General features: G+C 39.6%; 12 protein-coding genes. 9 read left to right on the top strand and 3 right to left on the bottom strand.

The genetic code is table 11. The features are described from left to right. The first annotated feature begins 44 nt into the window (after positions 1–44). The 5 genes from trxB (at position 45) to H8S37_RS08375 (ending at position 5,212) form a co-directional block, all read left to right on the top strand. Positions 45–953, top strand: coding sequence for a thioredoxin-disulfide reductase (gene trxB, locus H8S37_RS08395; RefSeq protein ID WP_186875525.1), 909 nt, complete (start codon positions 45–47; stop codon positions 951–953). Positions 954–1,309: 356 nt separating this feature from the next. Beyond that, complete coding sequence (locus tag H8S37_RS08390) at positions 1,310–2,074, top strand: IclR family transcriptional regulator (RefSeq protein WP_186875524.1); 765 nt, start codon at positions 1,310–1,312, stop codon at positions 2,072–2,074. Between the two features lie 24 nt (positions 2,075–2,098). Continuing rightward, complete coding sequence (locus H8S37_RS08385; protein WP_186875523.1) at positions 2,099–3,499, top strand: dihydroorotase; 1,401 nt, start codon at positions 2,099–2,101, stop codon at positions 3,497–3,499. Positions 3,500–3,521: 22 nt separating this feature from the next. After that, positions 3,522–3,665 (top strand): hypothetical protein, encoded by a 144-nt coding sequence (locus H8S37_RS08380; protein WP_186875522.1) that lies wholly within the window; start codon positions 3,522–3,524, stop codon positions 3,663–3,665. 11 nt (positions 3,666–3,676) lie between these two features. After that, on the top strand, positions 3,677–5,212 hold the full coding sequence (locus H8S37_RS08375) for a sodium:solute symporter family transporter (RefSeq protein ID WP_186875521.1): 1,536 nt from the start codon (positions 3,677–3,679) through the stop codon (positions 5,210–5,212). Positions 5,213–5,427: 215 nt separating this feature from the next. On the opposite strand, the gene H8S37_RS08370 is transcribed toward H8S37_RS08375, so the two are convergent. From H8S37_RS08370 to H8S37_RS08360, 3 genes are all read right to left on the bottom strand, one after another. Further along, a complete protein-coding gene (locus H8S37_RS08370; RefSeq protein ID WP_186875520.1) occupies positions 5,428–5,928 on the bottom strand; it encodes a DUF6106 family protein in 501 nt (166 codons plus the stop codon). 2 nt (positions 5,929–5,930) lie between these two features. Beyond that, positions 5,931–6,842 carry a PucR family transcriptional regulator gene (locus tag H8S37_RS08365; protein ID WP_186875519.1) on the bottom strand — a complete coding sequence of 304 codons (912 nt, stop codon included), beginning with the start codon at positions 6,840–6,842 and terminating at the stop codon, positions 5,931–5,933. Positions 6,843–7,167: 325 nt separating this feature from the next. After that, complete coding sequence (locus tag H8S37_RS08360; protein WP_186875518.1) at positions 7,168–8,280, bottom strand: ABC transporter ATP-binding protein; 1,113 nt, start codon at positions 8,278–8,280, stop codon at positions 7,168–7,170. Positions 8,281–8,627: 347 nt separating this feature from the next. Here H8S37_RS08360 and H8S37_RS08355 point away from each other — a divergent pair, with 347 nt between their 5' ends. Genes H8S37_RS08355 through H8S37_RS08340 form a run of 4 tightly spaced genes read left to right on the top strand, consistent with a single transcriptional unit; the run spans position 8,628 to position 13,262 of the window. After that, positions 8,628–10,736, top strand: a complete 2,109-nt coding sequence (locus H8S37_RS08355) for a BglG family transcription antiterminator (protein ID WP_186875517.1) — start codon at positions 8,628–8,630, stop codon at positions 10,734–10,736. Positions 10,737–10,756: 20 nt separating this feature from the next. Continuing rightward, complete coding sequence (locus tag H8S37_RS08350) at positions 10,757–11,062, top strand: PTS sugar transporter subunit IIB (protein WP_186875516.1); 306 nt, start codon at positions 10,757–10,759, stop codon at positions 11,060–11,062. Positions 11,063–11,109: 47 nt separating this feature from the next. After that, positions 11,110–12,408 (top strand): PTS transporter subunit IIC, encoded by a 1,299-nt coding sequence (locus H8S37_RS08345; protein ID WP_186875515.1) that lies wholly within the window; start codon positions 11,110–11,112, stop codon positions 12,406–12,408. Positions 12,409–12,431: 23 nt separating this feature from the next. Beyond that, complete coding sequence (locus H8S37_RS08340) at positions 12,432–13,262, top strand: class II fructose-bisphosphate aldolase (RefSeq protein WP_186875514.1); 831 nt, start codon at positions 12,432–12,434, stop codon at positions 13,260–13,262. Positions 13,263–13,269 lie beyond the last annotated feature (7 nt).

The following is a 13,269-nucleotide window of genomic DNA, read 5'->3' as shown; positions in this document are numbered from 1 at the left end:
GTATACAGTTGTGAGGCAGAAGCAAGAAAAGGAGGCAGCAGTTTATGTACGATATTGGAATTATAGGCGGAGGAACAGCGGGAATGACGGCGGCGATCTATGGACAGCGCGCCGGAAAGCGTACGGTTATCATAGAAGGTACAAATTTTGGAGGTCAGATTGTATCTTCTACCAATGTAGAAAACTACCCGGGAATCGCGAGCGTAAGCGGCAGTGAATTCTCTATGAATCTGTTGGATCAGGCAATGAAACTGGGAGCAGAGACTGTGGCAGAACAAGCAGACAGTGTACAGAAGGAAGATGGAATGTTTGTCATTGAGACTTCTGAAAAAGCATATCCTTGCCGTTCTGTGATTCTGGCTACTGGAGTGACCCACCGCCATTTAGGAATAGAGAAGGAAGAAAAGCTGGTAGGGGCAGGAGTATCCTACTGTGCGACCTGTGATGGGGCATTTTTCCGGGGAAGAGACGTGGCAGTGATCGGAGGAGGAAATACTGCTTTGCAGGATGCCGAATTTTTGTCAAATTACTGTAGAAAAGTATATCTGGTACACAGGCGGGATGAGTTCCGAGGAGAAAAAAGCCTCGCAGAACGTTTGAAAGAAAAAGAGAATGTAGAGTTTGTGCTAAGCGCCACAGTCAAAGAGATTATCGGAGAGACGATGGTGGAAGGGCTTATCCTGAACAACAAGAAAACAGGGGAAGACTTCAAGATAGAGGTATCCGGTGTTTTTGTGGCGATCGGACAAATACCGCAGAATGACAAGTTCAAAGATCTGATAAAGTTAGATGAGGATGGATTTATCTTAGCGTCAGAAGATTGTCTGACGTCCTGCCCGGGTGTCTTTGCGGCGGGAGACTGCCGGACAAAAGAAGTGCGCCAGCTTACAACGGCGGCTGCGGACGGAGCAGTGGCAGGACTGGCGGCCTGTAAATATCTGGCAGGGGAGTAAACTGTTTTTACAGAGGGCAGACGATTTCGATAGAGAAAAATAAAAAACAGATGTTCTGGAAAGGACATCTGTTTTTTATTCTCTGTAATTCAAAAACAATTAAATGCTACATAACTTTTTGACATCCTAATCTTGTATTAGAAAATTTTGTTCCCTACATAGTTAAATTTTCTAGGAGGATGTGCGGTACACATTCTTTTTTGAAATGATAGAAATATATATAAATAGAGATAAATATTCAGAAAAAAATAAAATTTTATAGAAATTTATTTACTTTAAAACTCTGTTTTGATATAATTTATATTGAATTTAAATTATAAAACTTAAGTTTTAAAATATACAACCGAGGAGGAAATATGAAAAAGGAGTATGATTCAAAATATGTTATTAAATCTTTGCAAAAAGCATTGGACATTGTAGAAAGTTTTACGGTGGAAAATCCGGAACTTACATTGACGGATTTACAGCGTATGTTAGATTTGGATAAGACTAATATTTATAGAATTATAGTCAATTTAGAGGAGAGAGGGATATTACAGAGAAATCCTAAAAATGGAAAACTCCGACTAGGGAGTATAATGCTTTACTATGCACGTATCTGTATGAGTGGTATGGACATCGATGCTTTGGCATTGCCATACATGAATAAGTTGGCGCAGGTTACAGGGGAAACAGTTATAATCAATGCCATTCAAGCGGATTCAGGAATCTGCATTGCTCGAGTAAATAGCAGTAACCCTGTTAAAATAACAGCAGATTTAGGAAACCGCGTGCCACTTTTGCGTGGGGCAAGTTCCAAGATTCTTGCAGCATATCTGCCAAAAGAATATTTAAGAAGGGTATATGAGCAAGAAAAAGAAGAGTTGAAGGTTTCTTACGATGAGATTTTACGGCAGATGAAGGAAATCAGGACAAATGGCTATGCGGTCAGTCTTGCAGAATTAGATCCGCAGACAGCAGGAGTTTCCTTTCCGATATTTGACATGAACAATGAGGTGATTGCAGGATTATCGATTATCGGTCCTTTGTATCGTTTTACTGAGGAAAATATTCCAGAATTTATACAGGAAGTGCGTGTATGTGCTATGGAAATATCCCGGGCAATGGGATATAGGAAATAGAAAAATAAAAGAGGAGGTAACAGTATGGTAAACGACAAAAAGAAGTTTGATTTGTATCTGGCGAACGCGGAAATTGTGACTCCGCATGAAAGATACAAAGGGGACGTGGGGGTGAGAAATGAAAAAATTGTTGCGATCCTACCGTCCGGAACAGAAGTAACGGCAGAAAAGACACTAGATTTGACAGGCAAATGTCTGTTGCCTGGTATTTGGCATACACACTGTCATTTCCGGGATCCGGGACAGACACACAAAGAAAATTTTGAGACAGGGAGTCGTGCGGCAGCGGCAGGCGGCATTACTATGGCGATTGACATGACGAACAACACACCACCTCCAGCAGAACCAGAGACATTTTTGGCAAAAAAGGAAAGTGCAGAATCCAAAAGTTATATTGACTTTGGACTGTATGGTGCTGGACTTCATCCAGAACAGGTACAAAACCTTGCAAAGCTTGGAGCAATTGGAATTAAAGTATTTAACACTCGTCATCCGATGGATGCCTATCCATATATACCGAGTTTAGCAGTAACAGATCATGGAATTTTGTATGAAATTTATGAAGAGGTGGCAAAAACTGGTCTGGTCTGTGCAGTACACCATGATGATTCCGACTGGACGCGGACATTGGTGCAAAGGGACTATATCCAGAAAGGAAAAGTATCAGCGGAGGATTATATTGAGGCATATGACCGTGGATATATGTATGGACATGGCATGGTATCGGGGCTTGCAAGTTCATTATATCTGGCCAAAATTGCAGGTGTGAGGCTTTATGTATTACACGTAGGCGTGATGCCGGAAATGGCATATGACTATATTCAGTTTGCAAAAAGCAAGGGCCAGACTGTTTATTCTGAATTAGAGGCATGTTCATTTTTAATTGATCGGGCGATGGTAGAAAAGATAAAAACAAGAACATATCTATTTGCGCACAACGTAGACCGTGCTTATGAGTATTTAAAGTATGATACGGATACTTTAGTGCTGGAACATGCGCCGCATACATTAGAAGAAATCACGAACGGGTTGACCAACAATTTTAATGCACCTTTAGGAGTAATCGGTGTACAGGAATTCCTTCCGCTGATGTTAAATGAAGTCAATAAAGGGAACATAAGCCTAGAACGCCTTCTGTATCTGACAACAGAAAGTCCAGCGCGAATTTTCGGACAGTATCCACAGAAAGGAGCTATTGCAATCGGTAGTGATGCGGATTTCACTGTGGTAGATATGAATCAAGAGAAAATCCTGACAGATAAAGAAGAATTGTCCAAATCAGGGTGGACGGCCTTTGATGGGGTGAAAGTAAAGGGAGTACCTACGCATACGATCGTGAGGGGAACGGTTGTATATGAAAACGGAGAGGTTAAGGGAAAAGCAGGCTATGGACAGATGGTAAAGGGAACTGCCTATCAGCCATGAAAAGACGTTGAGGAGGGATTTGATGAGTGAATTTATGAGTAATATACCGTTTTTAGGTTCGATTTATCCATTTACACCAGGCACATGGGTTACGGTAGTATTCTGGTGGCTGTTGTTTCTTTCGATTATAGCGGCTGCTGTGATTTCAATTAAATTTATGAAATAGGGAGGTAGTGTATGGATTATAAAGTTATTTATGCGCTGGCTCTCGTTGCGTACACCTGTGGTATGTTGTTCATTGGATTTAAAGCATTTAAAGCGACAAAATCACTGGAAGATTTTTACATAGGAGGAAGAAAAATAGGTGTATGGGTTATTGCATTTGCATACGTATCTACATGGAATAGCGCGGTTACTTATGTGGGTTTCCCAGGAAATGCTTATAAAATGGGAATGCCAATGATTGCTAGTGGGATTTTAAGCGCGATTTTTGCAGGATTCGTAGGATGGCTTTTAATGGCACGAAGGCTTAGGATTCAGTCTACAAAGCTGAACTCACTGACGATACCAGATTATTTGGAAGCAAGGTACAAAAGCTATGGAGTGAGAATTCTTTCTACGATTGCAATCTTGATTTTCAGCGGGATTTATTTAGTAGCACAGTATGCTGCGGTGGCGTATATTTTGCAGGTTTATTTTGGAATTTCCTATGGGATTAGTGTATTGATTATGGCGGTGACAATCGGGATCTATACTTCAATTGGAGGTTATCTAGCTGTTGTATGGACAGATTTGATTCAAGGAATTATTATGACAGTGGTAGCGTTGTGTATCCCGATTTTCTGTTTGATAGCACTGGGAGGTTGGAATGAAATTAATGTCACGCTGACAGAAAGTGTAGGGCCTGCCTTCAATGAAATACCTGGACTGATGGGACCTTTGATGTTCTCTTACATGGCATTTTATACATTGGGAAGTATCGGCTCTCCACAGTTGACAGTAAAATTTTTCAGTATTAAGGACAAAAAGGTATGGAAATATGGACTTTTGTTGATTACGCTTGTACTTGCGATTCAGACACCAGGAATGGCATTCAGTGGCGTAGCGACCCGTGCAGCAGTAGAAAATGGTATGATTTCTGGAACATTGATTGCGCAGAATGCAGATTTTACTATGCCGGCTCTTATGACGACTTTTGCTCCTAAGATATTGAGTATATTATATCTAGTTGGAGTTTTTGGCGCATCTATGTCGACGGCAGATTCTCTGCTTTTAACTTCTAGTACGGCTTTGGTGAGAGATTTGATGCAGAAGGGACTCCGAATGAATTTAAATGATAAGCAAGTACAGAAGCTGACATCACTGGCAACTTTGGCGATTACGGCAATTACCGCGGTGCTCTCTCTGATGGATTTACCAATGGTAGTTATGATTTCTGTTATGCAGCTGACTGTGGTGGGCGCGGCATTTATGCCTTCGCTGATATTTGGAATCTGGTGGAAAAGGGGAACAAAGACAGCAAGTTTGGCTTCTATTACTGCAGGAATTATCGTGCCAATTCTTTTATTTACTGTACTGGAACCGTATAATCCGTTTGGACACCCATTCTGGCCATCTGTTATAATTTCCTTTGCAGTATATATTATTTGTAGTATATGTAGCAGTCCGCTTCCGAAAGAGTTTGTGGAAGATTTATTCGCATATAAAGAATGGGAAGCGCACGAAGCAGACTGGGATACGATTGAGAGTGAAAAAAATAAGATACCAGAATAATTAAAATGTTTATTTGGCGATGAACATCATTTTTACTCTAATATCTTATTTCCTTCTAATCATATACAAGGGAAGGAAATATTGTCAACTCTTTGATAGCTAAAAATTTATTAAAGAACGCAAATAGATACGGACAATTTATGAAAGGCATATCCTATTGGAACACAGCAAATAGGATATGCCTTTTAAATACAAAAATATATAAAAGAAAAACTCTAATTTAAGAATAATTTCATTCCCATCCACTGCTTCATGTGATTCAGCATTTTTTCGTCCGGCTCAAGCAATACACATGTATTTTTTTGCTCCAGAGAAATCATAACCGCATAAGTTTTAGCGTCAGGTTCTCCGGAAGTAAAATCATATGTTTTTTCCGCATGATAGGAATTTAAACGCGGTGACTTTGAAGGAGCAATGATCTCAGCCTGCTGGATGTCAAAGCTTAGCTTTGATTTTCTCTTTGCTTTACTATAAATCGCATCGATTTGTATATCATGGTTCAAGATAGCGTATTCAAATTCTACATTCAGACGCGGAAAAATAAGATAGTAAGCCAGAAATCCAACTATCAGCGCTGGAAGCAGAGCCAACATTCCTATCAGAGGAATACCGAAAAAGAGAATCACAACAATCAGAAGTACAATAAGAATTCGGATAAGCATATCGTAAGACTTAGGCTTACGGGCAATAATCTGTTCATACATAGCATCATTCATAATCAAAGGTTCCTTTCTGTCTGTAAATAATTGATGACCATCATTGCAATTTTATAGGTCATCGCGTCTTCAAATATTCTTATATCTAATCCAGTTCGTTTCTCCACCTGGTCCAACCGGTAGATCAACGTATTTCTATGCATGTGAAGCTGTCTGGAGGTCTCCGCGATATTTAAATTATTTTGAAAAAATTTATTGATAGTGACAACAGTGTCTTCATCAAAGGTATGTGGAATCTCATTTCCAAAGATTTCTCTTAAAAAGCTTTCACATAGGCGTACTGGAAGCTGGTAAATTAAGCGTCCGACGCCAAGTTCATTATATGGGAAAACAGTTTGCTCTGAGAAAAAAAGTTTTCCGACTTTCAGCGCCAGGCAGGTCTCCTCATAAGCTCCAGGTAAATCGGATAATGTGCGGATAAGCGAACTAAAGGATACACTTACATGCGTCAATGCTTCCGTATTCAAAGTATCCACAATCATCCTGGCGCTTCTGGTACAGTCCTTTGCAGAGATGTCTTCGGACTTTACAGGCTTTATAACAGCAATACTCTGCGCATTTATTGGAACCAGATACGTTTTTGACTGAGACGGGAACAAATTTTTTAAAATTTCTAATACAGTTTCTTCGTAGGAAGTTTTTGTTTCCAACAGAAATAAAACACGCAGTTCCTCCGCCTGTATATGCAGCCGCGCTGCGCGGTCTGACAAGTCGCAGACAGGGATTTTTCCGGTCAAAAGGCTGTGAAGAAAATCGGTCTTGTTATATTTTTCTTTATAGGCGGCGCCAAGACAATGAATTTGATTTAACACCGCTTCTATATCATCTTCGGCAGAAAGGTTTACATCAAGAGTAATACCGGTAATTCTTCTTAATTCATGCAGCGCTCGTTTTAGCTCGGGTGTCTGTTCCATAACGTACCTCTCTATTTTATAATTGCCAGGGAATCATACCTTGTCGGGCGAAGCCCGCCTTCCCGAAGGGAATGCATTACGGTATGCCCTTTAGGGTATACCTTGTCGGGCGAAGCTCGCCATCCCGAAGGGAGTAAAATACGGGATGCCCTTTGGGTATAGATTTTTAGCAGAAATTTTGCACAGAGTAACCGCGGCAATGCTGGAAAAGGCTGCACCTTAAGTGCAGCCCTTTTGTTATTCTAAGTAATAAACTATGCGGTCATGCCGCCGTATAAAATAGCCACTGTGTGTCAGACAAGCTGCTATTCTCCATTGTAATAGATTAGTTTGTAATCGTCAATTCCGTTTCCTTGTCAAAAAGATGAATTTTTTCCATATCCAGGGCAAATACCGCCTTGTCTCCGGTTCTTAAGGTTGTACGCGGATTTACGCGGGCAGTCATCTGTGTTCCTTCTACATCGAAATACAGGTAAACCTCTGCACCAAGAAGTTCATATACCTTAATAGTAGATTTGATGACACTGTCGGGAGAATTACTGATAAACGCTTCGGAATCGTGTACGTCCTCCGGACGGATACCCAGGACAACCGTCTTTCCGTCATAACCACCGTCAATAAGCGCCTGCTTTTTGGAAGCCGGAACTTTCAGCACGTGCTCTCCGATTGTCAATGTGACATCTTGACCGTTTACCTTTACAACAGCATCTAAGAAGTTCATCTGAGGAGAACCGATAAATCCGGCAACAAAAAGATTGCAAGGTGTATTGTAGAGATTCTGCGGTGTATCTACCTGCTGAACAACGCCGTCCTTCATAACGACGATTCTTGTACCGAGCGTCATGGCTTCTGTCTGGTCATGGGTTACGTAGATAATTGTCGCACCTAAATTTTCATGCAGCTTGGAAATTTCGATACGCATCTGTACTCTCAGCTTTGCATCCAGGTTGGAAAGCGGTTCGTCCATAAGGAATACCTTCGGATTACGAACGATGGCACGTCCCATTGCAACACGCTGTCTTTGACCACCGGACAGAGCCTTTGGCTTACGATCCAGCAGTTTCTCCAAATCAAGAATTCTGGCTGCTTCTTTTACTTTTTTATCGATTTCTGCCTTTGGCACTTTACGAAGCTTCAGACCAAAAGCCATATTGTCATATACGGTCATATGCGGATACAGAGCGTAGTTCTGGAATACCATTGCGATATCACGATCCTTTGGCTCTACATCATTCATTACCTTTCCATCAATCTCTAAAGTACCGCCGGAAATATCTTCCAGGCCTGCAATCATACGTAACGTTGTGGATTTTCCACATCCGGAAGGTCCTACGAAGATGATGAATTCCTTATCTTCAATATCCAGATTGAAATCTTTTACTGCATGGAATCCGTTAGGATAAATTTTTTGAATTCCTTTTAATGATAAACTTGCCATTTGTATATCCTCCTTGAAAATTTGCTTTTCGTTATCTTATGTACTTAGTATAATCGGTACCGGCAGGAGGGACAATGTAACCAGTAACCAAAAAAAATAAGAAATTATGTACAGATTAACCAGAAATTAAGATAGGCTCTGTCCGACAGAGTATACCCTAAAGGGCACACCGTAATTTACTCCCTTCGGGATGGCGAGCTTTGCCGATAAGGTATGGAAAATAGAGTGCAAAATACTTCAAAAAGTAGATAAAAATAGGAAAAGACCTAATATTTTTGTGCCAATATGTCTATGATATATTAATTGTATAGAAAATAGTTCGGTGATTTTAAAAGACAGGTGAGGAAATGATAAAAAGGCAGGATGTTCTTTTAACTAAGTTACTAATGAAAGACAAAATATCAATGAAAGATTTATCTGAAGAATTTCAGGTTTCGGAAAGAACACTGAGGAATGATATTCAAAGACTGCAAGAGCTGACAGATGGAGAAGAACTGATTGTGATTTCCAAAGGGTTTATTCATATACGGGACAGTGAAAAATTTCAAAAAGAAGTACAAAAGGCTGCTAAAGATAGTGATTTTTATCAATATCGATTATCAGCGGAAGAAAGACGAATGGCAGCGATTGTTATGATTATTTGCAAAGAAGAGTATACAACAGCAGATTATCTTGCAGGTCGCTTGTTTGTGTCCAGAAGTACGATTACAAAAGAAATTATTGAAATAAAGACCAGGCTAGCAGAAGAAGGGATTATTCTGGAAGCCAGAACAAAAAAGGGGTATCGGATCTGCGGAGACGAACTACAAATTCGCAGGCTAGCTTACCAGTTGTTTAAAGGGCTGAAACACGAAGAAGGGATCTATTCCTGGTTGATTGAGAAAGTGCTGCAGGAGAAGATAGAGGGAGCTTATATCAGGCAGGCGCTTCTACAATATGAAGCAGACTATAAGTTGGATCTCCTTGACACCTCATTTAAAGCAATTGAGACATATCTTCTAATTACAGTGAATCGTATTTTACAAGGGAATATAGCAGGTTCTTCTCCAGTGACATCAGAAAATCAGTTTAGTCAGGCAGCTTTGGAGTTACTGCAGAACGTTCTGAAAGAGTTCGGATACGATGGGGAAGTGACAGAGGAAGAAGTGCAGGGATTTAATGAGATATTCATGGACAATTTTAAAATTTCCAGTCAGGATTCTACCGCTGATATAGAGACGGTTACAACACAAATGATTATTGCTTCTTTTGTATGGACAGTCTGTATGAGTTTAGACATCAAAGACAGAATTGGATACCAGAATTATGAATCATTGATGGAACATATTAAATCTACGATCTATCATCTGCGGAATAATGACTATAAAACACAGAATCCTTTGTGTGAAGAACTGGAACAGATGTATCCTGAAATATTTGAACATGTGGCGGAGAATATCAAAGATATTGAACGGATGATAGGAAAGAAAATGGAAAAAGACGAAATCTCGTATATTGTCATGCATATTGCTTCGGCTCTAGAACTGCTCAAAGCAGAAAAACAGGAAGTGTCTGCTCTGATTATATGTCCGGCAGGACTTTGCACAGCGATGCTGCTAAAAGTAAAACTGAAACAGAATTTTAATATCTATGTTGAGGACATAATTCCTGCACATAAGCTAGAAAAATACGATAGGAGCAATATAGATATGGTGATAGCTACAGTGCCGCTAAAGGATGAACTAGATATAGCTGTTCAGATTAATCCGCTTCTTTATGAGAAGGATATTATAAAAATCCAAAATTATATAAAAGATAAACATATAAGAGAAAAAAAGAAAAACAGACAGCATAAGAAAGAAATCAGCAGGCTTCTGTCTTATGTAGAAGAATATAACAAAATTATTTCTGAAAATGATACGGTTGCACTTTTTTCTTCCGAGGAAAAGCTAGATAGATTGAATCAAAAATATAAACTAATGCCGGAAAAAACACAGGGAAATCAATGGTTTTATAGGGAGCTTTGCGAAGAGATGATGACGTTAGACTTGATAGTAAATGATTGGAAAGAAGCAATCTATGCGGCAGGGAGAATGTTAGAGAAGGCAGGGCACTGTTCAAATAAATATACAGAAAGGATGGTGGAATTGGTTCGGAAAAACGGACCTTACATTGTTTTTGCACCAGGTGTTGCAATCGCTCACGCGTCACCGCGGGACGGGGCGGTAAATTTGGGGATTAGTTTTATCAGATTAAAAAATCCTGTAAATTTCGGACATGATATAAATGATCCCGTGAAATTTGTACTGGCAGTAAGTATTCCAGATGAAAATAGTTACCTCTCTGTTTTTTTCCATATGGTACGTTGTATGGCAAATAGGGAGATACAGACACTGCTTTTTGCAGCGGAGAATAAAACGGATATTATCAATATGATTAAGTTTTATGAAATACGTCAGTTTAATAATGAACAATAAATAAAAAAGGAGGTGAGCATATGCAGGGAAGGCCAGTTAAGATTTTGATTGCGTGTGGCAGTGGCATCGCTACATCAACACTTGCAGCACAGGGGGTGCGTGAGATCTGTGAAGAACGTGGAATTGAAGCTGTGATACAGAAAAGTAATATGAGTGAAGTTATGTCCAAGGCAAGCCAGGTGGATATTGTATTTACAACCAATATGTACCGAGAAGAACTTCCGGTACCACTCATGAGTGTAACAGCTTTAATTACCGGTATAGGAGAAGAAGCTGTAAAAAAGAAGTGTGGAGATTTACTGGAAGAGGTTGCCTCAAAGATTTAGAAACTAGGAACGGCGAAGGAAAAGAGATTTAGTAAAGGAGGGCTCATATGGAAATTTTAACGAATATAATTCAAGAAATTTTGAATATTGGAGCGATTGCATTTTTACCGATTATTGTTACTATTTTAGGATTGGTTTTCAGAATGAAATTCTTTGAGGCGTTTAAAAGTGGATTGCTTTTTGGTATCGGGTTCCAGGGATTAAAACTTGTTATTTCTCTTCTGACAACAACGATACAACCGATTATTGATTATTATGCAGGTTCAGGCGCCTCCCACAGCTTTACTACGATTGATGTAGGCTGGCAGACCTTGTCAGCAGCGGCATGGACATCACCGTTTGCAGCAGTGGTTATACCAGGCGGTTTGATTCTTAATTTTGTTCTGATTAAAGCAAAGGTAATAAAAACATTAAATATTGATATATGGAATTACTGGCATATTCTGATGTCGGCATCCATTTTATATTATATTCTGGGAAATGCAGGTGTATCAGGCGCGCCGGCTGTGATTATCAGTTTTGTTTTTGCGATGGCGCTTATGGTGTTTATTAATTTTGTAGGGGATAAGATCGCTCCATGGTGGCAGGAGTATTTTGGATATGAGGGAACAACTTGTACAACAAAAAGTTCAACTTTGGCGGCGATTCCGGTAGTTTTTGTAACAAACAAAGTATTGGACAAGATCCCCCATATTAATAAAATTAACATCAATTTATCCTGGATCAACAAAAAACTTGGCGTACTTGGCGATCCTGCTATTGTAGGTTTTATTGTAGGGCTTTTTATGGCAGTAATTACGCTACAGACACCTGCAGTTATGATACAGGTAGCAGTAGGAATTTCAGCGGTTATTGTACTTCTTCCAAGAATGGTAAGCTTGTTTATGGAAGGACTTGCTCCAGTAAGTAAGGCTGCAAAACAGTTTGTAGTGAAACATTTAGGAGAGGATAGAGAGATTTTACTTGGTTGTGATTCTGCATTTGGACTTGGCGATCCAGCAGTTATTACTCTTGGGCTACTGTTGATTCCGATTACAATTGCGATAGCTTTTATCATTCCGGGCAATACGTATTTCCCGGTAGGTATATTGGCGTCTATTCCGTATTATGCTGGGATGACCTGTATGATTAGCAAGGGAAATCTGTTTCGAGGATTGGTAAATGGAACGATATTTATGGTTCTTCTGGTATTCTCCATGAATTTTATGGCGGACATAGCAACTACTTTTATAAGCGCCGCAGGAGTTATGGAGATCGCAGAGGGAACAAAAGTTACGGGAGCTTCTCTGGCAAATATTGTGGATATTATTGTAGTGGGTATCGCTAAAATTTTCGGTGCAGTGTAAATTTTTAAATTAGGAGAGAAGATATGTTAGTGAATTCATACGAAATGTTAAGACAGGCAGATAAATCTACATACGCAGTTTTGTCCCCCGACTTTTTTAACCAGAATAGCCTGAAAGCATATATAGAAGTAGCGGAAGAATTCCACAGACCGATTATCGTGGCATATAGCGGAAATATGAAAACAAATTTTCTGACCTTGGAAGATGCTGCCGAGATAGGCAGGTATTATGCCAAAAAAGCAGAAGTTCCGGTGTGCCTTCACATCGATCATGGATATGATCTTAAATTTGTGAAAAAAGCCATTGATTTAGGATTTACGTCGGTAATGATAGATGGTTCTAGTGATCCTCTTGAAACAAATGTAGAAAAAACACAGGAAATCGTTCATTATGCAAAAGAAAAGAATGTCTGTGTAGAGGCAGAAATTGGACATGTAGGTTCTGGAAAGAATTATGAGAACGAAGAAGAAAATGATTCAGTGTATACGGAAGTGAAAGATTGCGTTGAGTTTATAAATAGGACAGGTATAGATTCTGTAGCTGTATCTATCGGTACAGCACACGGAATATATGCCAAAGGAACGCCGAAATTAAATTTCAAAAGGTTGAAGGAACTGAAGGCAGTAGTAAACATTCCTCTCGTTTTGCATGGAGGTTCATCCAGTGGAGATGAGAATTTAAAAAGAGCAGCCGAATTAGGGATCAGTAAAATTAATCTTTTTACAGATATTGCAATGAGTGGTTATAGACAGTTAAGGGAGTCAAATGCGAAAAATATGATGGATATGCTGGATGACGGAGACAGAGGGATGAAAACAGCTTTGCGGCATTATTATCATCTTTTAGGGAAATAGGAGTTTG

The organism is Mediterraneibacter hominis, assembly GCF_014287475.1.
Classification (GTDB): domain Bacteria; phylum Bacillota; class Clostridia; order Lachnospirales; family Lachnospiraceae; genus Mediterraneibacter; species Mediterraneibacter hominis.
The sequence above is the reverse complement of the archived record's forward strand: the minus strand, read 5'-3'. Positions and strand labels throughout refer to the sequence as shown.

Bases quoted from the DNA above. Each gene is read 5' to 3' on its own strand.
- H8S37_RS08345 (WP_186875515.1), top strand. From the start codon at position 11,110: ATGGAAATTTTAACGAATATAATTCAAGAAATTTTGAATATTGGAGCG.
- H8S37_RS08380 (WP_186875522.1), top strand. From the start codon at position 3,522: ATGAGTGAATTTATGAGTAATATACCGTTTTTAGGTTCGATTTATCCA.
- H8S37_RS08385 (WP_186875523.1), top strand. From the start codon at position 2,099: ATGGTAAACGACAAAAAGAAGTTTGATTTGTATCTGGCGAACGCGGAA.
- H8S37_RS08340 (WP_186875514.1), top strand. From the start codon at position 12,432: ATGTTAGTGAATTCATACGAAATGTTAAGACAGGCAGATAAATCTACA.
- H8S37_RS08360 (WP_186875518.1), bottom strand. From the start codon at position 8,280: ATGGCAAGTTTATCATTAAAAGGAATTCAAAAAATTTATCCTAACGGA.
- H8S37_RS08370 (WP_186875520.1), bottom strand. From the start codon at position 5,928: ATGAATGATGCTATGTATGAACAGATTATTGCCCGTAAGCCTAAGTCT.
- H8S37_RS08350 (WP_186875516.1), top strand. From the start codon at position 10,757: ATGCAGGGAAGGCCAGTTAAGATTTTGATTGCGTGTGGCAGTGGCATC.
- H8S37_RS08390 (WP_186875524.1), top strand. From the start codon at position 1,310: ATGAAAAAGGAGTATGATTCAAAATATGTTATTAAATCTTTGCAAAAA.
- H8S37_RS08355 (WP_186875517.1), top strand. From the start codon at position 8,628: ATGATAAAAAGGCAGGATGTTCTTTTAACTAAGTTACTAATGAAAGAC.
- H8S37_RS08365 (WP_186875519.1), bottom strand. From the start codon at position 6,842: ATGGAACAGACACCCGAGCTAAAACGAGCGCTGCATGAATTAAGAAGA.
- trxB (WP_186875525.1), top strand. From the start codon at position 45: ATGTACGATATTGGAATTATAGGCGGAGGAACAGCGGGAATGACGGCG.
- H8S37_RS08375 (WP_186875521.1), top strand. From the start codon at position 3,677: ATGGATTATAAAGTTATTTATGCGCTGGCTCTCGTTGCGTACACCTGT.